The 25,169-nt window shown below is 73.2% G+C and carries 26 protein-coding genes; 13 read left to right on the top strand and 13 right to left on the bottom strand.

All coding sequences use genetic code 11. The annotated features are described in order from the left end of the window. Nucleotides 1-12: 12 nt before the first annotated feature. The gene (lnt, locus tag GSY65_RS04825) at nucleotides 13-1,527 is read right to left on the bottom strand and encodes an apolipoprotein N-acyltransferase (RefSeq protein ID WP_159766121.1); all 1,515 of its coding nucleotides are present in this window, start codon (nucleotides 1,525-1,527) and stop codon (nucleotides 13-15) included. A gap of 169 nt (nucleotides 1,528-1,696) precedes the next feature. Further along, the gene (locus GSY65_RS04820) at nucleotides 1,697-2,191 is read right to left on the bottom strand and encodes a nuclear transport factor 2 family protein (RefSeq protein ID WP_159766120.1); all 495 of its coding nucleotides are present in this window, start codon (nucleotides 2,189-2,191) and stop codon (nucleotides 1,697-1,699) included. A gap of 144 nt (nucleotides 2,192-2,335) precedes the next feature. Between GSY65_RS04820 and GSY65_RS04815 the strand changes: the two genes are divergently transcribed. After that, complete coding sequence (locus GSY65_RS04815) at nucleotides 2,336-2,929, top strand: DUF4291 domain-containing protein (protein WP_159766119.1); 594 nt, start codon at nucleotides 2,336-2,338, stop codon at nucleotides 2,927-2,929. Nucleotides 2,930-3,028: 99 nt separating this feature from the next. Here the strand turns inward: GSY65_RS04815 and GSY65_RS04810 are convergent, their stop codons facing one another. Continuing rightward, complete coding sequence (locus GSY65_RS04810) at nucleotides 3,029-4,219, bottom strand: serine hydrolase domain-containing protein (RefSeq protein ID WP_159766118.1); 1,191 nt, start codon at nucleotides 4,217-4,219, stop codon at nucleotides 3,029-3,031. Nucleotides 4,220-4,353: 134 nt separating this feature from the next. Beyond that, nucleotides 4,354-5,331, bottom strand: coding sequence for an expansin EXLX1 family cellulose-binding protein (locus tag GSY65_RS04805; protein WP_159766117.1), 978 nt, complete (start codon nucleotides 5,329-5,331; stop codon nucleotides 4,354-4,356). Nucleotides 5,332-5,577: 246 nt separating this feature from the next. Here GSY65_RS04805 and GSY65_RS04800 point away from each other — a divergent pair, with 246 nt between their 5' ends. Continuing rightward, on the top strand, nucleotides 5,578-6,318 hold the full coding sequence (locus GSY65_RS04800; protein ID WP_159766116.1) for a glucose 1-dehydrogenase: 741 nt from the start codon (nucleotides 5,578-5,580) through the stop codon (nucleotides 6,316-6,318). A 141-nt stretch (nucleotides 6,319-6,459) separates the two neighbouring features. Here GSY65_RS04800 and GSY65_RS04795 read toward each other — a convergent pair whose 3' ends face one another. From GSY65_RS04795 to GSY65_RS04785, 3 genes are all read right to left on the bottom strand, one after another. After that, a complete protein-coding gene (locus tag GSY65_RS04795; RefSeq protein WP_159766115.1) occupies nucleotides 6,460-7,053 on the bottom strand; it encodes a chloramphenicol phosphotransferase CPT family protein in 594 nt (197 codons plus the stop codon). Then, a complete protein-coding gene (locus GSY65_RS04790; protein WP_159766114.1) occupies nucleotides 7,050-7,229 on the bottom strand; it encodes a hypothetical protein in 180 nt (59 codons plus the stop codon). The genes GSY65_RS04795 and GSY65_RS04790 overlap by 4 nt, the downstream gene beginning before the upstream one ends. Before the next feature lie 166 nt (nucleotides 7,230-7,395). Beyond that, on the bottom strand, nucleotides 7,396-8,271 hold the full coding sequence (locus GSY65_RS04785; RefSeq protein ID WP_159766113.1) for an undecaprenyl-diphosphate phosphatase: 876 nt from the start codon (nucleotides 8,269-8,271) through the stop codon (nucleotides 7,396-7,398). Nucleotides 8,272-8,631: 360 nt separating this feature from the next. Between GSY65_RS04785 and GSY65_RS04780 the strand changes: the two genes are divergently transcribed. The 3 genes from GSY65_RS04780 to GSY65_RS04770 are packed head-to-tail and all read left to right on the top strand — an operon-like array spanning nucleotide 8,632 to nucleotide 11,473. Continuing rightward, a complete protein-coding gene (locus GSY65_RS04780; RefSeq protein WP_201452453.1) occupies nucleotides 8,632-9,834 on the top strand; it encodes a Gfo/Idh/MocA family protein in 1,203 nt (400 codons plus the stop codon). After that, nucleotides 9,831-10,766: a PmoA family protein gene (locus GSY65_RS04775; protein WP_159766111.1), complete on the top strand. Its 936-nt coding sequence runs from the start codon at nucleotides 9,831-9,833 to the stop codon at nucleotides 10,764-10,766. The genes GSY65_RS04780 and GSY65_RS04775 overlap by 4 nt, the downstream gene beginning before the upstream one ends. After that, the gene (locus GSY65_RS04770) at nucleotides 10,760-11,473 is read left to right on the top strand and encodes a cupin domain-containing protein (protein WP_159766110.1); all 714 of its coding nucleotides are present in this window, start codon (nucleotides 10,760-10,762) and stop codon (nucleotides 11,471-11,473) included. Before GSY65_RS04775 ends, GSY65_RS04770 begins: the two co-directional genes overlap by 7 nt. A 232-nt stretch (nucleotides 11,474-11,705) precedes the next feature. On the opposite strand, the gene GSY65_RS04765 is transcribed toward GSY65_RS04770, so the two are convergent. Next, nucleotides 11,706-12,488 carry a TVP38/TMEM64 family protein gene (locus GSY65_RS04765; RefSeq protein WP_159766109.1) on the bottom strand — a complete coding sequence of 261 codons (783 nt, stop codon included), beginning with the start codon at nucleotides 12,486-12,488 and terminating at the stop codon, nucleotides 11,706-11,708. Between the two features lie 511 nt (nucleotides 12,489-12,999). Here GSY65_RS04765 and tuf point away from each other — a divergent pair. After that, on the top strand, nucleotides 13,000-14,181 hold the full coding sequence (gene tuf, locus GSY65_RS04760; protein ID WP_159766108.1) for an elongation factor Tu: 1,182 nt from the start codon (nucleotides 13,000-13,002) through the stop codon (nucleotides 14,179-14,181). A 162-nt stretch (nucleotides 14,182-14,343) separates the two neighbouring features. Continuing rightward, nucleotides 14,344-15,189, top strand: coding sequence for a spermidine synthase (locus GSY65_RS04755; protein WP_159766107.1), 846 nt, complete (start codon nucleotides 14,344-14,346; stop codon nucleotides 15,187-15,189). Between the two features lie 179 nt (nucleotides 15,190-15,368). Here the strand turns inward: GSY65_RS04755 and GSY65_RS04750 are convergent, their stop codons facing one another. Continuing rightward, a complete protein-coding gene (locus GSY65_RS04750; protein WP_159766106.1) occupies nucleotides 15,369-16,430 on the bottom strand; it encodes a hypothetical protein in 1,062 nt (353 codons plus the stop codon). A gap of 60 nt (nucleotides 16,431-16,490) precedes the next feature. After that, entirely contained in the window at nucleotides 16,491-17,498 is a 1,008-nt protein-coding gene (locus GSY65_RS04745; RefSeq protein ID WP_159766105.1) for a hypothetical protein, read from the bottom strand. A 289-nt stretch (nucleotides 17,499-17,787) separates the two neighbouring features. On the opposite strand from GSY65_RS04745, the gene GSY65_RS04740 reads away from it, so the two are divergent. From GSY65_RS04740 to GSY65_RS04730, 3 genes are all read left to right on the top strand, one after another. Continuing rightward, the gene (locus GSY65_RS04740) at nucleotides 17,788-18,225 is read left to right on the top strand and encodes a DUF4442 domain-containing protein (RefSeq protein WP_159775625.1); all 438 of its coding nucleotides are present in this window, start codon (nucleotides 17,788-17,790) and stop codon (nucleotides 18,223-18,225) included. A 170-nt stretch (nucleotides 18,226-18,395) separates the two neighbouring features. Continuing rightward, complete coding sequence (locus GSY65_RS04735; protein WP_159766104.1) at nucleotides 18,396-20,015, top strand: carboxylesterase/lipase family protein; 1,620 nt, start codon at nucleotides 18,396-18,398, stop codon at nucleotides 20,013-20,015. Nucleotides 20,016-20,088: 73 nt separating this feature from the next. Continuing rightward, nucleotides 20,089-20,739 carry a DedA family protein gene (locus tag GSY65_RS04730; protein WP_159766103.1) on the top strand — a complete coding sequence of 217 codons (651 nt, stop codon included), beginning with the start codon at nucleotides 20,089-20,091 and terminating at the stop codon, nucleotides 20,737-20,739. 151 nt (nucleotides 20,740-20,890) lie between these two features. On the opposite strand, the gene GSY65_RS04725 is transcribed toward GSY65_RS04730, so the two are convergent. Next, complete coding sequence (locus tag GSY65_RS04725) at nucleotides 20,891-21,433, bottom strand: gamma carbonic anhydrase family protein (protein WP_159766102.1); 543 nt, start codon at nucleotides 21,431-21,433, stop codon at nucleotides 20,891-20,893. A 98-nt stretch (nucleotides 21,434-21,531) separates the two neighbouring features. Between GSY65_RS04725 and GSY65_RS04720 the strand changes: the two genes are divergently transcribed. Then, nucleotides 21,532-22,305 carry an acyltransferase gene (locus GSY65_RS04720; RefSeq protein WP_159766101.1) on the top strand — a complete coding sequence of 258 codons (774 nt, stop codon included), beginning with the start codon at nucleotides 21,532-21,534 and terminating at the stop codon, nucleotides 22,303-22,305. A 27-nt stretch (nucleotides 22,306-22,332) separates the two neighbouring features. Here GSY65_RS04720 and GSY65_RS04715 read toward each other — a convergent pair whose 3' ends face one another. Further along, entirely contained in the window at nucleotides 22,333-23,190 is an 858-nt protein-coding gene (locus GSY65_RS04715) for an EamA family transporter (RefSeq protein WP_159766100.1), read from the bottom strand. A 93-nt stretch (nucleotides 23,191-23,283) separates the two neighbouring features. Between GSY65_RS04715 and GSY65_RS04710 the strand changes: the two genes are divergently transcribed. Together GSY65_RS04710 and GSY65_RS04705 are read left to right on the top strand one after the other, a co-directional pair. Then, on the top strand, nucleotides 23,284-23,856 hold the full coding sequence (locus GSY65_RS04710) for a helix-turn-helix domain-containing protein (protein ID WP_159766099.1): 573 nt from the start codon (nucleotides 23,284-23,286) through the stop codon (nucleotides 23,854-23,856). Between the two features lie 43 nt (nucleotides 23,857-23,899). Then, nucleotides 23,900-24,457, top strand: a complete 558-nt coding sequence (locus tag GSY65_RS04705; protein ID WP_159766098.1) for a YbaK/EbsC family protein — start codon at nucleotides 23,900-23,902, stop codon at nucleotides 24,455-24,457. Nucleotides 24,458-24,603: 146 nt separating this feature from the next. Here the strand turns inward: GSY65_RS04705 and GSY65_RS04700 are convergent, their stop codons facing one another. After that, entirely contained in the window at nucleotides 24,604-25,164 is a 561-nt protein-coding gene (locus tag GSY65_RS04700) for an NADPH-dependent FMN reductase (protein ID WP_159766097.1), read from the bottom strand. Nucleotides 25,165-25,169 lie beyond the last annotated feature (5 nt).

The following is a 25,169-nucleotide window of genomic DNA, read 5'->3' as shown; positions in this document are numbered from 1 at the left end:
ATCATCTCACGTTCAAGATCCACTTTCGACACACACCCTAGCCCGCCAGGCCCGCAGGCCCTCGAAGGCGCCCCACGCCGCCAGGACCAGCAGCGCCGCGTGGACCGGCCAGTCGCCGAAGCGGACGTAGAGAGTCGTACCGCTCGCCGTCGGCACGTCGTACACCGCCGCGGTGCTCTCGTCGGTGCCGAGCCAGGAGCCGACGCGTTCGCCGCTCGGGCCGTAGACGGCGGAGACACCGGTGAGGGTCGCGTGCACCATCGGGCGGCCCGTCTCCGCGGCCCGCAGCGCGGCCAGGGAGGCGTGCTGCTCCGGAGCCCAGCTGTGCTGGAACGTGGAGGTGGCCGACTGCGCGAGCAGCACCTCCGCGCCCTGGCCGACGAGGTGGCGGCTCATGTCGGGGAACGCGCTCTCGAAGCAGACCATCGGTCCGACGCGCAGCCCGTCGCCGACGTCCATCACCACCTGCTTCGTGCCGCGCCTGCGGTCCTCCCCGGCCGCGTCCCCGACGGAGGTCGCCCAGCCGAGCAGGGAGCGCGCCGGTACGTACTCCCCGAAGGGCACCAGACGCATCTTGTCGTAGCGGTCGCCGGTCGGGCCGTCGGGGCCGATCAGCACCGAGCTCTTGTAGATGCCGGGACGGTCCGAACGGCGGGCGTCCACGTTGACCAGGATGTCCGCGCCCGTCGCGCGGGACAGCGCGGCGATGCGGTCGGCCAGGTCGGGACGCTCCCCCAGGTCGTAGCCGACACTGCTCTCGCCCCACACGACGAGATCGAGGTCCTGACCCGCGAGACCCCGGGTCAGCGCCTCCTCCCTCGCGAACCGGTTGCCGGGGCCGTCGGTGACACCGGGCTGGACGACGGCGATCCGCACCCTGCCGTCCACGTCGGGGCGCGGAGACCACATCCACACGGCGGTCGTCGCGGTGGCCGTCGCGACCAGCGCCGCGACGGCGGGCACCCGGGCCCGCCGCACCGCGACGAGGACCGCGACCGCGACGTTCACGGCGACCACCAGGAAGCTGACCAGCCAGACCCCGCCGACCGAGGCCAGCCGCAGCGCGGCCTCGACCTGCCACTGGCTGGACCCCAGCAGCCCCCAGGGCCCGCCGAGCCCCTGCCAGGACCGCACGAGTTCGATCGCCAGCCAGCCCGACGGCACGAGCAGCAGGGCGGCGGCGACCCGCCGGGGCGGGGGAGCGCCGGCCAGCAGACGGCGCACCAGCCAGCCCCAGGGCGCCCAGAGCGCCCCGAGCAGGGCGGCTATGACGAACGTGAAGACATGCAGGTTCGGCAGCAGCCAGTGGTGCAGCGCCAGCATGTACCCGAAGCCGCCCAGCCAGCCGTCGTACGCCGCGCGCCGCGGGGTTGGGGCCGTGCGGACCAGCAGGACCCAGGGCACCAGGGCCACGTACGCGAACCACCACAGGGCCGGTTCGGGGAAGGCCAGCACGGGCAGCGCGCCGGCCGCGGCGGCACCGAGACCACGCCGCCATGGGGAGGTCTTCCCTTCGGGCGTCGTCATCCAGCGCCTCCCTCCCCGGGATGGTGGGTGTCTTCCAGTGTGCGCCCCCGAGACGATCTCCGACAGAGGGCGTGGGGAGGGGCGGGCGTGACGGGAGGGGACGCCGGGGCGCGCGGCGCGGCGAAATCCAGCAGGGCGGGTGGAATCAGGCCCGGCCGGGCGGGTGGGGTCAGGCCGAGTGGGGTTGGCGGCCGGTGGGGAGACCGTCGGGAGCGCGGCGCCATTTCTCCCGGACCACGACCTCGCTGAGCCGCCAGCCGTCGTCCGTGCGGACCAGGCCGAACGCGTAGCGGCCGCCGCAGACGAAGTCGGGCGCCGTGGATCCGCCGTCGGGGCCGGCGAGACGCATGGGGTTGACGTAGTCCGCCTGGACCTCGGCGGTGTCGCCGGTGTCGTGCTCCAGGTACCCGAACCGCACCCGCCGGTTGACGATCAGGTGCTGGCGCACGGGGAACAGCTCCATGCTGCGGGCCAGCCAGTCGGCGACCTGCGCGGCGTCGCCCTCGATGCCGCCCGCCGAGCGGTAGTCGGCGCGGCCACCCGGGGCGAACAGTCCCCGGTACGCCGTCCAGTCGCCGTCGTCCACCGCCACCGCGTACTCGGTGATCAGGCCGTCGACGGCGAGCCGGTCCATCACGGTCGCGAGCTCCACACGCTGCGTCATCGGTTCAGTCTTGGGGCAGGGGGCACGACACGCCAAGGGCTGTGCGGTGCCGACGTACGACGGGCCGATATTCGGTGGCCGTCCGGGCCGGGGTGATCGAGTCTTGCCCCCGTGAAGGAAAGCGAGCAAGAACGAACACAGGACATGACCGAGCCCCGATTCCGGGTCCGGGCCCGCCACACGGCGGACACGATCACCGTGTACCAGGCGTACCGGCCCGGGATCGGCGGCCCGGCCGCCCGCGACGGCCGTTTCCCGGCCGCGTGGAAGCGGGACCGGATGACCTGGATCAAGCCCTCGTTCCTCTGGATGATGTACCGCTGCGGCTGGGGCCTGAAGGAGGGCCAGGAGACGGTGCTCGCCGTCGAGATCCGCCGCGACGGCTTCGAGTGGGCGCTGCGCCGCTCCTGCCTGTCGCACCACGTCCCGGAGCTGCACGCGGACCGGGCCGCCTGGCAGCGGGAGCTGCGCCGGTCGCCCGCCCGGGTGCAGTGGGACCCCGAGCGTGATCTGCGGCTGAACCCGTTGCCGTACCGCTCGTTGCAGCTGGGGCTGTCGGGGGAGGCGGCGGTCCGGTACGCCGACGAGTGGATCGTCGGCATCGAGGACGTGACCCCGCTCGCCCGCGAGGTGCACGGCCTCGTCCGGGCGGGCGAGCCGGCACGGGCGGCGGAGCTGCTGCCCGAGGAGCGGCCGTACCCGCTCGACGACACCATGCCGGCCCATCTGCGCGGATGAGCCGGCGTGGCCGGGGGACCGGACCGGTCGAGCGGTCCGGGTGGGCCGTACCTGCCGTCCGGCCCGGGTGGCTCGTCCGGCCCTGGTGGGCCGTAGGGTTCAGCGGTGGTGGCGGCCGAGGAGGACGCAGACCGCGTTCTCCTGGATCGCGCGCAGCCGGGCCAGCAGGGCGGGGTCCGAGGTCCGGTTCACCTGTGTCGTGATCGAGAAGGTGATCGACTTCCGTCCGTCGGGCGTCGCGGCCATCAGCTGCGTGTAGCCGGGGAAGTTCCCGGTGTGCCCCAGCACGACCCCGCAGCGGGTGCCGTAGCGGAAGACGGCCAGGCCCGCCGAGTTGCGGCCGGGGCCGGCCGGTTCGGAGGCGCCCTCGATCCAGCGGCGCTGCTCCGCGCGTACGGCCGGGGACGTCAGTTCACCGGCGGCGTAGGCGCGGATGAACCGCGTGAGGTCGCGCGGGGTGGAGACGATGCCGCCCGACGCCCACACCCCGGAGGCGCTGAGCAGTTCGCTGACGTCCTCCGGCGGCCCGGGCGGGCGCACGTCGTACCCGTGCATGTAAGGCTCCGGCAGCTCGTAGCCCAGCGGGAGGCTGGTGTCGCGCAGGCCGAGCGGCCGGTTGACGAGGCGGTGCAGCAGATCCTCGTACGTCCGCCCGGTGGCCGACTCCGCCATGAGGGCCACGGCGATGTTGTCCGAGTTGGAGTACCGGTACCGGGAGCCCGGCCGGAAGAGCAGCGGTTCGTCGGCGACGAAGTCCAGCAGCCGCCGCGGGTCGAAGGTGCGGTGCGGGTCCGCGAGGAGCAACTCCAGGAACTCCGGGTCCTCGGTGTAGTCGGGCAGCCCGCTGGTGTGGTTCAGCAGCTGCCGGAGGGTCACCTCGCGCCAGGCGCGCGGGAGTCGGGGGAGCCGGCGGCCGATCGTGTCGTCGAGGCCGAGGGCGCCCTGCTGCACCAGACGGAGGGCGACGGCACCGCTGAACGCCTTGGCGGTGCTGGCGATCCGCATGTGGTCGGGGGGCTGGATCGGGCGGTCGGTCGCCAGCTCGGCGACACCGGCCCGCAGTACCCGCGTCCTGTGCTCGTGCTGGAGGACGACGATGACACCGGGTGGTCCCCCCGGCGCGTGGACCAGTTGTTCGAGCTGGCCGCGTAGGGCGCGCTCGTCCCCACCGCCGGGCGCGGCACCCACCGCCGGAGCGGCGAGGAGGCCGCCGAGACAGGAGGAGCCGAGCAGGGCGACGAGGGCCAGACGGACACGGACACGGAAGCGGGGGCGGGGGGTGAGCGGCATGGTGGTCCCGGGGAGCGTAGGGGGGCGGGCCCCCTCAGCATGGGCAGGAGCGGCTGCCGTGCGCGCGTGAGCTTGCTCTGTCCGGCGGATCGGCGGGGCCCCGGTCCCCCGGTCCTGGGCCCCGCCGGGGTGCGTCAGTGCCGGGCGAACTGGACCCCGGTCGGCTGCACCGCGTTGGGCCGCAGCGCGATCCCGTCGAGGGTCAGCTGTTCCCCGTAGATGTCGGTGATCCTGATCGCGCCGCCGCAGCCGGCGCCCTGCTCGGAGAGGAAGTAGTTGTACTCGGTGCGGGTCAGCGCGGTCCAGCCGCTGCCGGTGCGCACCTCCAGCCGGGCCAGCGGGTTGCGGTGGCCGAGGGCCTGGATGCCGCACCAGTAGCGGCTGGAGCCGGTCTTGTACCGGAGGGCGAGCGTGTCGGACGAGCCGGGGCTCACCAGGCTCCAGGTGATCGGTATCTGCCCGCGTGACGGATCGGCGAGCTTGGCGAAGGCCTGGGTGGAGAGGTCGAGCTGGCCGGGCTTGCAGGGGGCGGGGCACTCGTTGGTGATCCGGACCGTGACGGAGGCGCTGCCCGACCGGACCAGTACGTACGCCCCGCACGCCTTGGACGTCTCGTAGTCGGTGGTGTTCATCGCGGCGATCATCATGTCGTCGCTCGGGCCGAACGAGCAGGCGCCGTCGCCGTTCCCGGCGTCGTAGAGGGTGGCGATCCCCTGGTACGTGGTTCCGGGGCGGACGCGTCCCGCGAGGGTCGCCGTGCCGGACCCCGGTCGGCGGGCGGTCGTGGCCTTCGGCTTCGTGGCCTTCGGCTTCGGGGACTTCGCGGTCGGGGTCGGCGACGGGCTGGGGGAGACGCTCGTGGAGGCCGACGGGGACGGCGAGGGTGAGGACGTGCGCCCGGACGGTGTCGGGCGCTCGCGCACCGGGGCGTCGGCGGCGGCCGTGCCGGTGACCTTGCCGGCCTCCTCACCCCCGCTCCCGCGGCCGGAGCCGAACGCCATGACGAGGGACGCGACGAGCGCGACGGCCGCCACGGCGACGGCGGAGACGAGGGCGGTGCGCCGGCCGGGCCGGGAGGAACGGCGCGGTGAGCGGTGTGAACGGGATGCCACGGATGAGTCCTTGCCTGGCTCGGGCCAACGGATGGTGCGGGTGGGGCTCCTGTGGGGGGAGCGCACACCTCATCAGTGGCCGCCGGGTGCGGAAAGGTTGCCGTCGCTTTCGCTTCACGCCGGGGGAGCGAGGGCGGGCACGAGGGAAATCGGCGTATGCCTGGTGGCCCGCCCAGGTTCGTAGGATGATCGATCATCGGGCGGGGACAGTGGAGATGCGGAGCCGCCGCCTACAGGGAGGTCGCCATGTCACGTCCGGTCACGGTGGTCACGGGGGGAAGCCGGGGCATCGGCGCCGCGACCTGTCTGCGTCTCGCGGTGGACGGCCACGACGTGGTCGTCGGATACGTCAGCGACGGAGCCGCCGCCGAATGGATCGCCACGGGGGTCCGGGCGAACGGCGCCCGGTGCGTCACGGTGAAGGCCGACACGTCCGTCGAGGCCGATGTCGACCGGCTCTTCGAGACGGCGGCGGATCGGCTCGGCCCGGTCACCGGGCTGGTCAACAACGCCGGGGTGACCGGCCCGTTCGGCAGGCTGGCCGACACCGATCCGGCCGTGCTGCGCGAGGTCGTGGAGGTCAACCTCCTGGGTGTGCTGCTCTGCTCCCGCCGCGCGGCGCGCGTCATGGCCGCCGGGGGCGGCGGAGCCATCGTGAACGTGTCCTCGGCTGCGGCCACGCTCGGCAGCCCCGGCGAGTACGTCCACTACGCGGCGACCAAGGCCGCGGTCGACACCCTCACGACGGGGCTGGCCAAGGAACTCGGCCCCGACAACATCCGGGTCAACGCCGTCGCGCCGGGCGTCATCGACACCGAGATCCACGCCAGGAACGGTGATCCGGAGCGTCCCGAGCGGATCGCCGCGTCCATTCCGCTGCGGCGGCCGGGGCGTGCGGACGAGATCGCGTCGGCCATCGCCTGGCTCATGTCACCGGAGGCGTCGTACACGACGGGCGCGGTACTGCGGGTGGCCGGCGGGCGGTGAGGGTCCGGCGGACGCGGGGGGTCTGCGTGGCGTGCGTGGGGTGTGCGGGCCGGCATCGGATGCGGTGCCGGGCGCGGGCGGGTGGGGCCGGTCGCGTAGTTCCCCGCGCCCCTGGACAGCGCCCGGCTGCTGCGCCCCGTGCTACCGACCGCCCCGCTTCTCGCGCAGGCGCTGGAAGGCGGTCGGGGCGGGGCGGCGCGGCAGGAACTCCTTCACCCGCCGGGCGCACAGCAGCGGGTCCGCGACAGACGTGTCGCACTCGATGTCGTAGATCCCGTGGGCGTGCACCTGCGCCAGCTGTCCTGCCGCGAGCCCCGGCGGCCGGTCGCCCCGCTCGCGCTCCCGGCGTTCCAGCTCGGCGCGGGGGCAGTGGACGCCGACGAACACGACGTCCTGCGGTACGAACAGGTCGAGGCAGTCCCGCAGTCGCCACTCCTCGCTGAGGACGTGGTCCACCACGACGTTGTTGCCCGCGGCGGCCATGCCCGCGATCGCGCGGTGGTAGCCCCGCCAGGTGCGGTGGAGCACGGTGGCCAGCCGCTCGGGCTCCATCTCCCGCCGGGTCCGCATGGCGTGGAACGCGTCGACCGGCAGATGGAAGAACGGCTCGTCCAGAATCCGCAGCAACTCCGCGGCGATGCTCGACTTGCCCGAGCTGGACGTGCCGTTCAGGAAGACGATCAGCCCTCCGGGGGTGCCGTCCGTCGCGGCCGCGCCCTGCTCCGGGGCGCTCACGCTGCCTCGATGACCTCTTCGCGGATCGCCGCGGCCCACTCCACCACCAACAGCTCGTACTCCGCGCGCTCCTGGGCCGACAGCGAACCGCCCGCGCGCCGCCACAGGGCGCGGATCTGGTCGTTCACATCGGCAGCGGACCGCACGGAACCACAGGCAAGGGAATCGGGGGACATGCGGACAAGCGTAGGCGCAAGGGCTGACGGTGCGCTACAACCCGGCTACGGATCACGTATGTGCTTGGTCACTGAAGGGAGTTGGGGCGTCCGCTCGACCGTGGACGCCCCGACTCACCTGTTCGGCGCGGACCCGGTGACCGGCCGCCCGCGGGGACGCCCCCGGTCAGCCCGCCGACTCCCCGGCGTGCGGGCTCAGTACGCCCATCGAGACGAGGACGACGATGAGGATGCCGAGGACGATGCGGTACCAGACGAAAGGCATGAAGCTCTTGGTGGAGATGAACTTCATGAACCACGCGATCACGGCGTACCCGACCACGAACGCGATGACCGTGGCGAAGATGGTGGGACCCCAGGAGACATGACCGCCCTCCATGGCGTCCTTCAGCTCGTACCCGCCGGAGGCCAGCACGGCGGGGATGGCGAGGAGGAAGGAGTAGCGGGCCGCGGCCTCGCGCTTGTAGCCCATGAGGAGGCCGCCGCTGATCGTCGCGCCGGAGCGGGAGACGCCCGGGATGAGGGCCATGGCCTGGCAGAGGCCGAAGATCAGGCCGTCCTTGACGCTCAGCTGCTCCAGGGTCTTGCGTTCCTTGATGGCACGGTGCTTGCCGCCCGTCTCGTCCCGCGCGGCCAGGCGATCCGCTACGCCCAGGACGATGCCCATGACGATCAGCATGGTCGCGGTGATGCGCAGATCACGGAACGGTCCCTCGATCTGGTCCTTGAGGGTCACGCCGAGGACACCGATCGGGATCGAACCGACGATCACCAGCCAGCCCATCTGGGCGTCGTGGTCGCCACGCATCTCCTTGTCGAACAGGGACCGCGACCACGCCGAGATGATGTTGACGATGTCCTTGCGGAAGTAGATCAGCACCGCGGCCTCCGTGCCGATCTGGGTGATCGCCGTGAAGGCCGCTCCGGGGTCCTCCCAGCCGGAGAAGGCCGCCGTCAGGCGCAGGTGCGCGCTGGAGGAGATGGGGAGGAACTCGGTCAGCCCCTGGACGAGTCCGAGGATGAGGGATTCAAACCAAGACATGAAGTTACGTGGTCCAAGCGCTGATCGTGAGGGGCCGGCGGGAGAGGTGACACACCGCCGACCCGGCCGCCGGGCGGCCGTGCGGGGCGGGTGATCACAGGTACGGGGGGCAGCCTAGCGCCCCGAGATGACGGGCCCGCCACAGGGGTTTGGCAGGGCCGTCCGGGGCAGCGGAGCGGGCCGGCGTCCCGAGGCGTGGAACGGCCGGATCCATGGTGTTGACCAGTGACTATGTCCGCACATACGTTGCTGGCTGGAGAAAGCGCTTGCCGTTGCGAGGGCCGCCGTACCGCCGGAGCCCTGGCCACCAGGCGTTGGCCACTGTCCGACGTCCCGTTCGATGGAGTGCTGATCACGTCCATGCCCACACCCAGCAACGATCCGAACCCGACTGCGGACCGGCCGCCGGCCCCGCTGCGTGGCCGCCGGGTCCGCGCCGCCATCATCGGTATCGGCGCCATCGGCGGCGGCTCCCATCTGCCCGCGCTCGCGCGCCTCGCCGAGGAGGGCGAGACCGAGGTCGTCGCGGCGGTCGACATCGATGCCGAGGCGGTGCGCGCGTTCTGCGCCGAGCACGGCATCCCGCACGGCTACACCGACCTGGACCGCATGCTGGCCGAGCAGCGCCCCGACCTGGTCTGCGTGTGCACCCCGCCCACCCTGCACCGCGACCAGACCGTGGCCGCGCTGCGGGCGGGTGCCTGGGTGTGGTGCGAGAAGCCGCCGGTGCCGACGCTCGCCGACTTCGACGCCGTGCAGGCGGAGGAAGGCGCGGACACCGGCGGGCCCTTCGCCTCGATCGTCTTCCAGCACCGCTTCGGCTCGGGCGCCACACACGTGCGGAAGCTCATCGCCGAGCAGGCGGTCGGCCGTCCCCTCGTCGCGCACTGCCAGACCACCTGGTACCGGAACACCGCCTACTACGCCGTGCCCTGGCGCGGCCGCTGGGCCACCGAGGGCGGCGGCCCGGCCATGGGCCACGGCATCCACCAGATGGACCTCCTGCTCGACCTGCTCGGCCCGTGGAGCGAGGTCCGCGCCATGGCCGGGCGCCTGGTCCACGACGTGGAGACCGAGGACGTCTCCACCGCCCTGGTGCGCTTCGAGAGCGGCGCCCTGGCCACCGTCGTCAACAGCGTCCTCAGCCCCGACGAGGTCAGCCGCATCCGCATCGACTGCGAGCGCGCCACGATCGAACTCACCCACCTGTACGGCCACTCCAACGCCGACTGGTCCATCACCCCCGCCCCGGGCACCCCGGAGGCGGACGCGGCGGCCTGGCGCGACTTCGGCCCGGACGTGCCCAGCTCCCACCTGGCCCAGCTGCGCGAACTCGTCGCGAGCATGCGCGCCGGTGAACGGCCCCGCAGCAGCGGCGCCGACGGCCGGACGAGCCTGGAACTGATCGCCGCGCTCTACAAGTCGGCGTTCACGGACACGACCGTACGGCGCGGCGAGATCGGTCCGGGGGACCCGTACTACACGGCCATGCACGGCGGAGCCCCCGGCTGGGCGCCCGCACCCGCCCAGGAGCCCGCCACGAGTGAGGAGATCCCCGCATGACCTTCCACGACGGGCTGCGCGTCGTCCACGCCCACGGCGACCGGATCACGGTCACCGAGCCGGCCACGGGCGTCGAGCTGTTCAGCTATGTGTACCGGCCGGAGGCGGCCTGGGAGGCCCCCAAGCCGTATCTGCACCCGGTCCGGACCCTCGCGGGCGACATCGTCACCGACTACCGCCCCAACGACCACCGCTGGCACAAGGGCCTGCAGCTGACGGCCTCGCACCTGTCGGGCCAGAACCTGTGGGGCGGCAACTCCTACGTCCACGGCGAGGGATACCTGCCGATCCCCGAGCGGGTCGGCTCGATGACCCACACCGGCTTCGACGAGGTCGTCTCCGACGGCGACCGGGTGGTGATCGCCGAACGGCTGACCTGGCACCCGTACGGCGGCGAGCTGTGGGCCGACGAGGAGCGCCGGATCGAGGTGCACGACGTCGACCCCGAGGCGGGGTCGTGGGCGCTCACCTGGACCAGCGCGATCACCAACCGCCGGGACGAGCCGCTGCTGTTCGGCAGCCCGACCACCGCCGGGCGCGAGATGGCCGGCTACACCGGCCTGTTCTGGCGCGGACCGCGCGCCTTCCGGGACGGACGGATCATCGGCCCCGACGCCGAGGGGCCGGAGCTGATGGGCGGGCAGGCGCCGTGGCTGGCGTACTCCGGCGAGCACGACGGCACCGACGGGCACGCCACGCTCGTCTTCGCCCACGCCCCCGAGAACGACCACACGGGCGCCGAGGGCGCCCACCCGGCCCACTGGTTCGTCCGCAACGAGCCGTTCGCGGCCGTCGCCCCCTCCTGGGCGTTCTTCGACGAACTGGCGCTCGCCCCCGGCGACACGCTCACCCGGCGCTACCGGGTCGTCGTGGCGGACGGGGCCTGGGAACGGGAGGAGATCGCCAAGTACCTGGAGGCGCACCCGTGGTGAACGCCTACGCGGGACTGCCCGGCGGGGTCGCCCTGTCGCACCTGTCCGTCTACGACTGGCCCGCGACCGACGGGGTGTGCGGCGGAACGCCCCATATGCACCTGACCTGTTCGGAGGGGTACGTCGTCACCGGCGGACGCGGCGCCGTGCAGACCCTGACGGCCTCCGGGTACGAGGTCACGCCCCTGACGCCGGGGACGGTCGCATGGTTCACGCCCGGCACCATCCACCGGCTGGTCAACGAGGACGGCCTGCGCATCACCGTCCTGATGCAGAACAGCGGGCTGCCGGAGGCGGGCGACGCCGTGCTCACGCTGCCGCCGGAGTACCTGACCGATCCGGAGACGTACGCCGCGGCGACCCGTATCCCGGTCGGCGCTCCGCAGGAGGAGCAGGAGCGGGCCGCACGGGCCCGCCGCGACCTGGCCCTGGAGGGCTACCGGGCGCTGCGTGAGGCGGACGGCCCGGAGCCGCTCGCCGCCTTCCACCGGGCCGCCGCCGCGCTGGTCCGGCCCCGGCTCGCCGAGTGGCGGGCGCGCTGGGCGCGGGGCGCGCGGGCCGCCGCCGAGGCGACGGGTGAGCAGTTGGACCGGCTGGAGCGCGGGGACGTGTCCCACCTGGCCGACGCCGTGGTCCGGGCCCAGGAGCCCTCGTCGTACGGGAAGTTCGGGATGTGCGGGCGGCTGGACGTCTACCAGGGCGACTGAGCCGGGGGCGACGGGCGCCTTCAGGCCGGGGTGGTGGGGCCCCTGTGGACCGAGGGCGACCCTGACCCGGGCCGGACGACTGCCGACGGAGTACGCCGAGCAGAGGCTGCACCTGCTGGTGGACCGGCCCGCCGTGATCTGACGCGGCCCGCGTGGCGGCCCACGCCCGCGCGCCCCCCACGGTGGCGCGCCGCGATGTCACGGGGCTGCCGCCCCGTCCCGTCCGGTGGTGTCAGCGGGCCCGCAGGCGGTGGCGCTTGCGCCAGGCCACCGCCGCGCCCAGCAGGGCGGGCAGCGCGATGCACGCCATCGCCATCAGGAAGGCCGGGGACGTCGGGGCCGAGGCGCGGGCGCCGGCGACGGCGTAGGCGGCGGTGTTGGGGATGGAGCCGAGGGCGGTGGCCAGCAGGAACGGCAGACAGCCCATGCGGGAGACGGAGGCGCAGTAGTTCGCCGCCCAGAACGGCACCCCGGGGAAGAGGCGGGCCGCCAGCATCGAGCGGAACCCGTGACGGCTGAGCTGCCCGTCCGCCGACTTCAGCCAGCGGTGCCGCAGCAGCGTCCGCAGCGCGTCCTGCCCGAGTACCCGGCCCAGCCCGAACGCGATCCCCGCCCCGAGGACCGTTCCCGCGAGCGCGGAGGCCAGCCCCAGCTGCCAGCCGAAGAGGGCGCCCGCCGCGATGTTGAGGATCGGCCGGGGCACGAACGCCACCGTGCACAGCCCGTACGCCACCGCGAACACCCCGGCCGCGGCGCCGCCGCTCAGCTGGGGCGGCCAGCCGTCGGCCAGCAGCCGCTGTGGTTCGAACAGCAGCACGGTCACCACGGCGCCGGCGAGCAGCGCCACCAGCAGGGAGAACCGCGCCCACGGAGAGAGCAGCGCTCTGCCCCAGCGGGTGGCGCCGTTCGGGGAAACGGCGGGGACGGCTGCGGGTGCGGCGACGGCGAGCTCCGTGGCGGCGGTCCGGGGAAGGACCGAGGCGGTGCCCCCAGAGCGGGTGGTGGCATCGAGCATTCGTCGACGGTAACCGACCGATGTGCGTGTATGCCCTACGGAACGTCTCACCGCCGTCACGGGAACCGGAACGACAGACCCCTCGGGCGTCCGCCACCGGCCGCCCGGCCGGGGACCGTACACCGTGCGGCCTGCGCCTTCGGGTGCACGCGCACCGCCCGGCCCGCGTTCAGCCGCCCACCGACCTGTGAAGCATCTCTCTTCGGTCCGGCATCCGGACGCACCCGCGCGGAAAACCGTTCGACGCGGGCCCGCGGGTCGGCGAGGATCGACCCCATGTTCCGGTACGCCTTCGTTCTCGCAGCGTCCGCGGTCGACGCGGATGCGCCGAAGGCTGCCCTTCTGATCGTCGTGGCCGCCGCAGACGGCGCCCGAAGCTGACCCTTCCCGGAGATTCCGGCGGACCCCGCAGGGGGAGGGTCGGCGTCCGCTCGGGGTCCCCGTCCCGGCCGCGTCCGCACGGCGCCGGGGCCATCACTCAGTACCACTGAAGAGGCTTCGAGGTACCGCCATGTCCAAGACCGCTTACGTCCGCACGAAACCCCACCTCAACATCGGCACGATGGGCCACGTCGACCACGGCAAGACCACCCTGACCGCCGCCATCACCAAGGTCCTCGCCGAGCGGGGGGCCGGCACGTTCGTGCCGTTCGACCGCATCGACCGCGCCCCCGAGGAGGCGGCGCGCGGCATCACCATCAACATCGCGCACGTCGAGTACGAGACCGACACCCGGCACTACGCGCACGTCGACATGCCCGGTCACGCCGACTACGTCAAGAACATGGTCACCGGCGCCGCGCAGCTCGACGGGGCGATCCTCGTCGTCTCCGCGCTCGACGGGATCATGCCCCAGACCGCCGAGCACGTCCTGCTGGCCCGGCAGGTGGGCGTCGACCACATCGTGGTCGCGCCCAACAAGGCCGACGCCGCCGACGACGGCGAGGACACCGTGCTGACGGACCTCGTCGAGCTGGAGGTGCGCGAGTTGCTCACCGCGCACGGCTACGGCGGCGACTCCGTCCCCGTCGTACGGGTCTCCGGACTCCGGGCCCTCGTAGGGGACCCGCGCTGGACGGCGTCGATCGAGGCGCTGCTGGACGCGGTGGACACCTACGTGCCGATGCCCGAGCGGTATCTGGACGCGCCGTTCCTGCTCTCCGTGGAGAACGTCCTGACGATCACCGGACGGGGGACCGTCGTCACCGGTGCCGTCGAGCGGGGCGTCATCCGGGTCGGTGACCGGGTCGAGGTGCTCGGCGCGGACGTCGACACGGTCGTCACCGGTCTGGAGACCTTCGGCAAGCCCATGGCGGAGGCGCAGGCCGGGGACAACGTGGCGCTGCTGCTGCGCGGGGTGGCGCGGGACACCGTCCGGCGCGGACACGTGGTGGCCGCCCCGGGGAGCGTCGTGCCCAGCCGGCGCTTCACCGCTCAGGTGTACGTGCTGTCGGCGAAGGAAGGGGGCCGTACGACGCCGGTGTCCAGCGGGTACCGGCCGCAGTTCTACATCCGTACCGCGGACGTGGTCGGTGACGTCGACCTCGGGGAGGCGGCCGTCGCCCGGCCGGGCGACCGGGTCACGATGACCGTGGAGCTCGGACGTGAGGTTCCGTTGGAGCCGGGTCTCGGGTTCGCGATCCGTGAGGGCGGCCGCACCGTGGGGGCGGGGACCGTCACGGCCGTCCGCTAGGGCGGGGAGCACGGCGTGGGGGACCGGGGACCGGGAACCGTCGTGGCCGGTCGAGCGGCCTCCCACGCCGCATCACACGTTTCACCGCGCCATTTCACCGTGCCGTACCACCACGCCGCCTCGGCGGTCTCCCGGCCCGGTCCGCCCCGGCAGAATGGCCCCGTGAACGAAGCGATACCCGTCTCCCGTGCCGTCGACCGCGGCACCGCCAAGCTCATGCCCGACGTCGACCGGGAGCGGGCCTGGCTGCTGACGGTGGACGGTGCCCCGCAGTCGTACGTCGACCTGGACGAGCCCACGCACCTGGAGTTCGAGTACGCACGGCGCCTCGGGCACGCGCTGGACACGGTCGCCGAGCCGGGGCGACCGCTCGACGTGCTGCACCTCGGCGGCGGCGCGCTCACCCTGCCCCGCTACGTGGCCGCCACCCGCCCGGGGTCCCGGCAGGACGTCGTCGAGTACGACCGGGGTCTGCTGGACCTCGTCGTGGAGCACCTGCCGCTGCCGGCGGACGCCCGGATCGCGCTGCACGGCGCCGACGCGAGGACATGGCTCGAAGGCGCTCCCGCCGGCTCCGCCGACGTAGTCGTCGCGGACGTGTTCGGCGGCTCGCGGGTGCCGGCGCATCTGACGACCGAGGGGTACGCGTGGGCCGCGGCACGGGTCCTGCGGGCCGACGGCGTCTACCTCGCGAACCTCGCCGACGCCGCGCCCTTCGCCTTCCTGCGGTCCCAACTGGCGACGCTGGGCACCGTGTTCGAGCAGCTGGTGCTGATCGCGGAACCCGGCGTGCTGCGCGGCCGGAGGTTCGGCAACGCGGTCGTGCTCGCCTCGCACCGGCCGCTCGACGTCGCCGCACTCACCCGGCGCGCCGCCGGCGACACCTTCCCCGCGCGGGTCGAGCACGGGGCGGCGCTGCGCGACTTCGTCGGTGCTGCCGCGCCCGTCCGCGAGGAGGACGCGGTGCCGTCACCCGAGCCGCCCGACGGTGCCTTCGGCATCGGCTGAGCCGGGCGCGGAGCCCGGTCGGCAGGCGCCGGCGGGCACCAGTCGCCCGCCGCCGCCCCGGGCGCTGCCTGGCGACCGTTTCTGCACGGCGTACGGGCGGATCGGGTCACCGGGACGGGGCGGGACGGCCCGGCCGCCTCGGGGGCCGGCGCCCGCCGACCCCCGTGCCGCTGGCGCGCTCAGCCGCCCGTGGGCTCGCCGTACAGCCGTACCGTGCTGAGGATCTTCTGCACCGTCGTGTCCGGCACCTCGTCGTCGACGCCCTTGGCGCCGTGGAACGTCCAGGAGACGAAGTCGCCCTTGGAGTTCTTGAAGGCGAACGTGGTCGCCTTCCCGTCGGTGTCGCACTTGCCCTTCTTGGGGACGCCGGTCGAGGAGGTGGTCACCACACTGCCCTCGACGCCCGACGCCGTCGTGTACGCCGCCGGCTTGCCGACCTTCATCAGCTTCTTGGAGGAGTCCTTCTGGTCGGTGTACCCGCCGAAGACCCACCACGCCGAGTCGTTGCGGGCGATCTCGTCGGTGCTCTTCGCGCCCTGCTGCCCCTTGGTGCCGGCGGCGGCGAGGGACGTCTCCTCCTTGTAACCGTCCTTGTCGGCGTCGGCTACGCACCACTTCTCCTTGAGGATGGCGGGCGCCGACATGCCGATGATGACGGAGGTGTCGTCCTTGGAGTTGTCGTCGAAGCCGATGAAGGTGCCCGGCGACTTGACGTCCCAGTCGGCCGGGACGTCGAAGGCCGTACCCCACTTGGGGTTGACGACGACCTTCCAGCCCTCGACGGTCGGCTGCGCTCCCGCGTCCTCGCCGCGCGGGTTGTCCTGGCTCTCCGAGGCGGTCGGTGTCGGCGAGGCCGACGCCTTGGGGTCGCCCTTCGCCGCGGTCCCGCCGTCCTCGTCGCCGCCGAGGACCAGGAAGCCGGTCACCCCCGCGGCGACGACGACGGCCGTGGCCGCCACGATCGCGATGAGCTTGGTCCGGTTGCCGCCGCCTCCGCCCGGCGGTTCCGGCGCACCCATCGGGGCAGGGGCACCCCACGGGGGCTGCCCGTAGTGCGGTTGCTGTCCCGTCGACTGGTAACCGGGCTGCTGGTAGGGGTTCGGCTGCTGGTACCCGGGCTGCTGGTACCCCGACTGTTGGTGCCCCGTCTGCCCCGGCTGCCCGTACCCGGGTTGCTGGTACGGGTTCGGCTGCTGCGGGTTCTGCTCGCCCCCGGGCGGCTGCTGCTGTCCTGGCCACATGGCTCGTAACCATAGATGTGCCGGAGGCCGGGGTGCCACGGAGGCCCTGCCGTACGGTGGTCAGCCGCCCGTCGGTTCGCCGTACAGCCGAACCGTGCTCAGGATCTTCTCGACGGTCGTGTCGGGGAGTTCGTCGTCGACACCGGTGGCGCCGAACAGGCTCCACGCCACGAAGTCGCCCGCGGAGTTCTTGAACCCGAAGGTGACGGCCTTGCCGTCGCTGGCGCACTTGCCCTTCTGCGGCGTGTTCTTGGAGCGGGCCCAGGCGACACTGCCCTCCACACCGGAGGCCGTCGTGTACGGCTGCGCCTTCTTGTCGACGGTGAGGCTCTTGCGGTCGGGCTGCGTGTAGCCGCCGTACACGTACCAGGGCACCTGGTTGAGGGCGACCTCGTCGGTGTCCTTGGCGCCGTTCGCGCCCTTGGTGCCCGCGGCGGCGAGTTCGGTGTGGTCCTCGCGGCCGTCCTTGTCGTCGTCCGACGTGCACCACTCGGACTTGAGGAACGCCGGCGCCGACATGGTGATCAGGGGCGGGTCGCCGGCCTCGCCCTTGGCGTCCTCGAAGCCGGTGATGGTGGTCGGCGACGCGACCTCCCAGTCGGCCGGGACGTCGAAGGCCGTGCCCCACTTGGGGTTGACGACGACCTTCCAGCCCTCGACGGTCGGCTCCGGGCCGTCCGCACCGCGGCCGTCGTCGGCCGAGGCGGAGGCGCTCGGGTCCTGGGAGGCGCTCGCCGAGGACTTCCCGCCCTTGCCGCCGCCCTTCGCCTCCTCGTCCTTGTCGCCGCCGAGGACGAGGAAGCCGGTCACCCCTGCGGCCACGACCACGGCCGCCGCCGTCACGACGGCGACGAGCCTGGTCCGGTCGCCGCCGCCCCTGCCGGGCGGCGCCGGCGCGCCCGAGGACCCCGGCGTGCCCCACTGCTGCCCGTACGGTCCCTGCGCGGTCGGCTGCCGGTAGCCGGGTTGCCGGTAGGGATTCGGCTGCTGGTACCCCGGCTGCTGGTACGGGTTCGGCTGCTGCGGGTTCTGCTCGCCCCCGGGCGGCTGCTGCTGTCCTGGCCACATGCCCGGCAACAGTAATGAGCCCGTGCCACGGTTCCGTCACCGTGCGCCCTCAGGCATGTACTGGTCAGATGGAGAGTGCGTGAGGGAGGGGGCGCCCCCGGTCGGCGGGGAGGCGTGTGACCTCCGGCGTCTTCCGGCGTTCTCCTGACCGCGGCGCCCGGGGCCGTCGTTCCGCCGCACGGCCCGGCGGCCTCGCCCCGGGGCTCTGCGTGTAGCGCCGACCACACGGCGACACCCCTGGTCAGGCTGCCCTACTCGTGGGTAACATCGCGGCATGAGCGCAGACCAGATGTCGATCGGCGAGATGCTCGCCGCCACGGTGCCGATGGCCAGGACGCTGAACCTCACGTTCCTGGAGACCACGCCGGAGAAGGCCGTGGTGGCGCTGCCGGACCGGAGCGACTTCCACAACCATGTCGGCGGGCCGCACGCCGGCGCGATGTTCACGCTGGGCGAGTCGGCGAGCGGGGCGATCGTCCTCGCCGCCTTCGGCGACCAGCTCTCGCGTGCCGTGCCCCTCGCGGTCAGCGCCGAGATCGCGTACCGGAAGCTCGCCATGGGCGAGGTCACGGCCACTGCCGTCCTCGGCCGTCCCGCCGCCGAGGTCGTCGCCGAACTCGACGCCGGTGAGCGCCCCGAGTTCCCCGTCTCCGTCGCCATCCGGCGCGCGGACGGCGCCGTCACCGGCGAGATGACCGTCGTCTGGACCCTGCGCCCCAACGGCTGACCGGGCCCGCTCCCTCCGGCTCCCGGCCTCCGCCCTCGCCGTCCGCCGTCCCGGCCGACCGGCGAGGGCTCCTTCGGGCAGATCATTGACACGAGTCACTGACGGCCCTAGGTTCCCCGCCGACACGCACGTGTGGTCCACGACGACGCCTGCACGAAGGAGTGAGGCTCATGAAAGACACCGTGTCCCGGGGTTCCGTCCGCTTACGGTGGCCGTCGGCGGCAGCGACCGCCGTCGCCGCCTTCGCCGCCGCCCTCCTGTCACCCGCCCCGGCCCAGGCCGCCGCCGGCACCGGACAGGCGGCAGTCGTGCGCACCGACGCCGGCTGGGTACGCGGCCAGACCACGGCGGAGGGACGGCAGTTCCTCGGCATCCCCTACGCCCGGCAGCCCGTCGGGGACCTCCGCTGGACCGAGCCCCGGCCGGTGACCCCCTGGCAGGGGGTGCGCGCGGCCGACGCGTTCGGCAGCAGATGCGCCCAGACGGCCAGTTGGGACCCCGGCTACGAGCGGCCCAGCCACACCGAGGACTGCCTGGCCCTCAACGTGTACACGCCGCAGGGCACCGCCCGCCGTCCGGTCATGGTCTGGCTGCACGGCGGCGGCCTCACCGCGGGCGCCGGCGAGGACGTCGTACCGGACGCCTTCGCACGGCGTACCGGCACGGTCGTCGTGACCGTCAACTACCGCCTCGGCGCCCTCGGCTTCCTCGCCACCGACGACCTCGACAAGGAGGCGCGCGACGGCGTCTCGGGCAACTTCGGCATGCTCGACCAGCAGGCCGCGCTGCGCTGGGTACGGGCCAACATCGGCCGCTTCGGCGGCGATCCGGGCCGCGTCACCGTCGCGGGCGAGTCCGCGGGGGGCCGCTCCGTCTGTACCCAGCTGGCCTCACCCACCTCCCGGGGCCTGTTCCGCGCCGGGATCGTACAGAGCGGCGCGTACGGCGACTGCGCGGCCCGCACGCACGCGTCGGCGGTCGCCCAGGGCCGGACCTTCATGACGCGGCTCGGCTGCGCGGACACGGCGTGCTTGCGGGGCAAGAGCGCCGCCGAGATCCTCGCCGCCCAGGCGGGCCTGGACTGGGGGCCCGTCGCCGGCGGCGCCTTCCTGCCCGTCCAGCCCTTCGAGGCGTTCGAGAAGGGGGCGGCCGCCCGGGTGCCCGTCCTCAACGGCGCCAACCAGGACGAGGGCCGCCTCTTCGCGTTCGGCCGCTTCGACGCGGCCGGCACCCCGCTCACCGCGGAGCAGTACCCGACCGTCATGCGGACCGCCTACGGCGACCGGGTCCTCGCCCGCTACCCGCTCACGGACCACCCCTCGCCGACCATCGCGTACGGCACCGCCCAGGGCGACCAGAGCTTCGCCTGCCCCGCGCTGCGGCTGAACGAGGTCCTCGCCGGGCGCGGACCGGTGTACGCGTACGAGTTCGCCGACCGGACCTCCCCGCCCTTCGCCTCGCTGCGTAACCTGGGCACCGACTTCGACTTCGGGGCGACCCACGTCAACGAGGTGCAGTACCTCTTCCGGCACTTCGGCCTCGACAGCCCGCTGGACGCCGGGCAGCGGGCACTGGCGCGCCGGATGACCGACTACTGGGGCTCCTTCATCCGCGACGGGGTGCCGAGGTCCGCCGGTCAGCCCGCCGTCCCCGCCGGGGGCGACCAGGTGCTCACTCTCAGGGTCGCCGCGCAGGGCGGGAACGGGCTCAGCCGGACCGTGCACCAGGAGCACGCGTGCGACCTGTGGGACAACCTGGCGGGCTCTCCCGCCGTCTCAGTGAGCGGGTAGGCTGCCCCGGCGCGCGGTCCAGCGTGAGCGGGCGCCGGGAGCCCGAGAACCGGACGCATGGGAGGAAGCGGCTTTGCACGTCCAGGAGTGGCTCGAAACGGTGCCACCGCTCAGCATCTATCTGCTGGTGGGGCTGGTCATCGGTCTGGAGAGCCTGGGCATCCCCCTGCCGGGCGAGATCATCCTGGTCTCCTCCGCGCTGCTCGCGTCCCAGCACGGCGAGATCAACCCGGTCGTCCTCGGCGCCTGCGCCACGGCCGGCGCGATCATCGGCGACTCGATCGGCTACGCCATCGGCCGCAGGGGCGGACGTCCCCTGCTGGCCAGGCTCGGCCGGAGATTCCCCAAGCACTTCAGCGAGAGCAACATCGCGGTCGCCGAGCGGTCCTTCGACCGCTGGGGCATGTGGGCGGTCTTCTTCGGACGCTTCATCGCCCTGCTGCGGATCTTCGCCGGTCCCCTCGCCGGCGTCCTGCAGATGCCGTACTGGCGCTTCCTCACCGCCAACGTCCTCGGCGGCATCCTCTGGGCCGGCGGCACCACCGCCGTCATCTTCTACGTCGGTGTGGTGGCCGAGGCGTGGCTCAAGCGCTTCTCGTGGCTGGGCCTGGTGCTGGCCGTGCTGATCGGCGTGACGTCGATGCTGGTGGTCAGGCGCAAGGCGAAGAAGGCGGCGGAGAAGGCCGAGGCCGGCGAGGCGGAACTGGTCCCCGCCACCGACTGAGACCCCCGCCACCGACTGGGACTCCCGCCGTCGACTGGGACATCCGGCCCGAGTATGCCGGGCCGACTGCGCGGGCTGTGCCGATGGACGGCAGGCTGTGACGACGGACAGGGGCCGTGCCGCCGACGGGTGGCGCGGCCCCTCGGTCGTCTCAGGCGCCGTACTCCTCCTGCGCCGCCCGGTGCGCCGTGGCCAGTTCGGTGTAGTGCGCGCCGTTCAGGGTGACGCCCTCGCGCTCCTCCTCGGTGAGGGGGCGCTTGACCTTCGCGGGCACCCCCGCGACCAGCGAACCCGGCGGCACCCGCATCCCCTGCGGCACCAGCGCCTGCGCCGCGACGAGGGAGCCCGCCCCGATCACCGCGCCGTTCAGCACGGTGGCGCCCATCCCGATCAGGCAGTCGTCCTCGATGGTCGCGCCGTGCACGACGGCGTTGTGCCCGATCGAGACGCGCTCGCCGATCGAGATCGGGAAGCCGGGGTCCACATGGAGCGTGCAGTTGTCCTGCACATTGCTCCCGGCTCCCACCACGATCGGCTCGAACTCGGCCCGCAGCACCGCGCCGTACCAGACGCTCGCCCCGGCGCGCAGCGTCACGTCGCCGATCACCGCCGACGTGGGGGAGACGAACGCGGCGTCCTCCACGTCCGGCTTCTTCCCGCCGAACACCGTGATCAGGGCCCGCTGCCGATTCATGTGCCGCCTCCTGGTGGTGGATCAGTCTCCCTCCGCACCGTAAGCCATGGGCACGGCGTCGCGTGGGGTGAAGATCACAGCCGAACGACCCGGTCCGGATGGCGACCGGTGAGTACGGTGAGCGGGTGTCCAGAAGCAGGAACACGTTCTCGTCATGGCGGCGTCGCGCGGTGCAGCGCGCCGTCCACGCGGGCTGGGAGTGGGTGCGGCGCACGGGCGCGGTGACGGCCGAGCGCCCCGGCCGCTTCCGGTTCGGCGCGATGGGAACCGGTACCAGACTGGCCTTCCCGCTCGGCACGGTCTTCGGTGAGCCGTGGATCCACCTGGGCTCCCACTGCATCATCGGCGAGCAGGTCACGCTGACCGCCGGACTGATGCCCGACCTCGACCTCGGCGCGGAGCCGATCCTGCGCATTGGCGACGGAGTCGTGCTCGGCCGGGGCAGCCATGTGATCGCCGACACCAGCGTGACCATCGGCAGCGACTGCTACTTCGGGCCGTACGTGTACGTGACGTCCACGAACCACTCGTACGACGACCCCCACGAGCCGATCGGCAAGCAGTGGCCGCGGATGGACCCGGTGTCGATCGGGCCCGGCTGCTGGATCGGCACCGGCGCGGTGATCCTGCCGGGCGCGCGGGTCGGGCGGAACGTGGTGGTGGCCGCGGGAGCGGTCGTCCGGGGCGAGGTCCCGGACCGCTCGGTGGTGGCGGGGGCGCCCGCGAAGGTCGTGCGGCGCTGGGACCCGGTGGAGGGCTGGCAGCCCCCGATCCGCACGCCCGCGCCCGTGCCGATCCCCGACGGGGTCACGCCGGAGCAGTTGCTGGCGTTGGCCGAGTGGGAGGCGGACGGTGCCGGGGAGTCCGCCTGAGGGCTCATGGGCTTGGCGGTGGGGTGCTCAGCCCGTTGCCAGGAGGAGGGTGCCTGCCAGGGCCAGGCCCGCGCCGGCCGCCTGGACGGCGCGCAGGCGTTCGGAGAGCACGAAGCGGGCGGCCAGCGCCGTGATCACGGGGTACAGCGAGGCCAGGACGGCGGCGACGGTCACCGGGCCGTGCTGGGCGGCCACGGAGTACGTGCCGTTGGCTGCCACGTCCGCGAGGCCGACGAAGGCGAAGGCCGGGAGCGAGGCGTAGGGGAAGCCCTCCGGCGGCAGGGCGGGGGAGCCGCGTCGCACCGAGACGCAGAGGGCCGCGCCGCCCGCCACGGCGTTCGTCACGCGCTGGACGAACAGGGCGAGGAACAGACCGGTGAGCGTCGTCGACGCCTCGGCGATCAGGGCCATCACCGCGCCGAAGCCGAAGGCCGCGACGAGGGTCAGCACGATGGCCTGCCGCTGGACCGGGGCGCCCTTGAGCTGCGGGCCGCCCGCCAGGACGACCCCGACGACGGCCACCACGATGCCGGCGACCTGGAGCAGCGCGGGACGTTCGCCGAGGAACAGCCCGACCCCCACCGGGACGGCCACGCTGAGCGAGCCGAGCGGGGAGACGACGCCCATGGGGCCGAGGGCGAGCGCCTTGTAGAAGGCGAGCATGGCGACCGGGCCCACCAGGCCGGCGGCCACGGCGAACCACAGCCGGGGGCCTGCCTCGCTCCAGCCGCCGGTCGCGACGACGATCGCGCCGAGCACGGTGGCCGCGATCGTCTGGGAGACGACGACCACGGTCAGCGCCGGGACGCGCCTGCTCAGCAGCCCGCCGCCGAAGTCTGCCAGGCCCCACAGCAGGCTGGTGGCCAGGGCGAAGAGTGCGGTCATCGGGCGGCCTCGCAGTACAGTTCGGTGAACGAAGGGTGCACTCCACCGTAGTTCATCGCACTGAACTCTGTCATTCAAAATATTGGACGGAATGTGTCGGACCTCGACCTGCTGACCCAGTCCCTGGCGCGGAACGTCAAACGCTGGCGCACGGAACGCGGCTTCACCCTGGACGCCCTCGCCGCCCGTGCCGGAGTCAGCCGCGGCATGCTCATCCAGATCGAGCAGGCCCGCACCAACCCCAGCATCGGCACCGTCGTCAAGATCGGCGACGCCCTCGGCGTCAGCATCACCACCCTGCTCGACTACGAGCAGGGCCCCCGGGTCCGGATCGTCCCGGCCGAGCAGGTGGTCCGCCTGTGGCACACCGACGCGGGCAGCTACAGCCGGCTCCTCGCCGGTACGGAGGCCCCCGGTCCGCTGGAGATGTGGGACTGGCGGCTGATGCCGGGCGAGGGCAGCGGTTCGGATCCGCATCCGGCCGGCACCGTCGAGATCGCCCATGTCACCGCGGGCGAGCTGACGCTCACCGTCGAGGGCGCCGAGTACCGCGTCCCGGCCGGCGCCAGCGTCACCTTCGAGGCCAACGCCGCGCACCGGTACGCCAACGACGGCGACGTCCCGACCGAGATGGTGCTGACGGTCTCGGTGCCGCCCGTCCACTGAGACGCGGGCCTGGCCCCACCGGCACTTTGTTAGCGTGCCGGTCATGCGCGCACCCATCGGAGACTTCGACCACGCCACCCCTGCCCCCGCATGCCTCGACCAGTTGGTCGGGCCGGTCGCCGACGCCGTACGCCACTGGGGAGGGGCCGTGCCCGCCGAGCAGATCCTGTACGTGGAGACGGACCCGGCGTGGGCCGACACCGCCGTGTTCGTCGAGCACTACGGGCGGGACCTGCTGGAGCGGTCCGCGAACTGCGTGGTCGTCGCGGGCAGGCGGGGCGGTGGCACGAGCCTCGCGGCCTGCGTGGTGCTGTCCACCACCCGCGTCGACGTCAACGGTGTGGTCCGGCGGCAACTGGGCGCCCGCAAGGCGTCGTTCGCGCCGATGGACACGGCCACCGGGGAGACGGGCATGGAGTACGGCGGCATCACGCCCGTCGGGCTGCCGGAGGGCTGGCCGGTCCTGGTGGACTCCGCCGTCGTCGACCTGCCGTACGTCCTGGTCGGCAGCGGCCGGCGGCGCGGCAAGCTGCTGGTGCCGGGCAAGGCGTTCGCCGAACTCCCCGGCGCGGTCGTCCTGGAGGGGCTGGGCATCGCCTGACCGGCGCGACGGCGGGAACAGGCGAAAGCGGCGGGGATGGCGGCAACGGGCGAGAGCGGCGGGGACGGCGGCGCCGGGCCCCGGACCTGACGGCCCGGAACCCGGCGGTGTGCCGCTGTGTGTGGCGGGGTGCGGTGGAGTGCGGCTCAGGCGGCCGCGGCGCCCGTGCCGGCGGTCAGCTGCTCGATGACGGCGGTGAGGCCGGTGACGACCTCGGCGTCGTCGGCCGGGTGGGTCTCGGCGAAGCGGACGACCGAGTCGGGGATGGAGAGCTTGGCGTCCTCCAGGACCGTGGCACCGGCGATGCCGACGGCCTTGCGGGCCTCGTCCTGCGCCCACACCCCGCCGTACTGGCCGAAGGCGGTGCCGACCACGGCGACCGGCTTGCCCGTGAAGGAGCCGGCGCCGTACGGGCGGGACAGCCAGTCGATGGCGTTCTTCAGGACGGCAGGGATGGTGCCGTTGTACTCGGGCGAGAAGAGCAGGAAGCCGTCCGCCCGGCCCGCCGCCCCGCGCAGCCGCGCGGCGGTGGCCGGGAGGGCCTCCTCGGTGTCGATGTCCTCGTTGTAGAACGGGATGTCGGCCAGGCCCTCGTACAGCTCGATCTCGACGCCCGAGGGGGCGTGCTTCACGGCCGCCTCGGCGAGCTGACGGTTGTGCGAACCGGCGCGAAGGCTGCCGACGAGCGCGAGGATGCGTACGGACATGGGGT

The organism is Streptomyces sp. HM190, assembly GCF_009857135.1.
Lineage (GTDB): Bacteria > Actinomycetota > Actinomycetes > Streptomycetales > Streptomycetaceae > Streptomyces > Streptomyces heilongjiangensis.
Note: the sequence above shows the minus strand (reverse complement) of the source record. Positions and strands in the feature narration are given on the sequence as shown.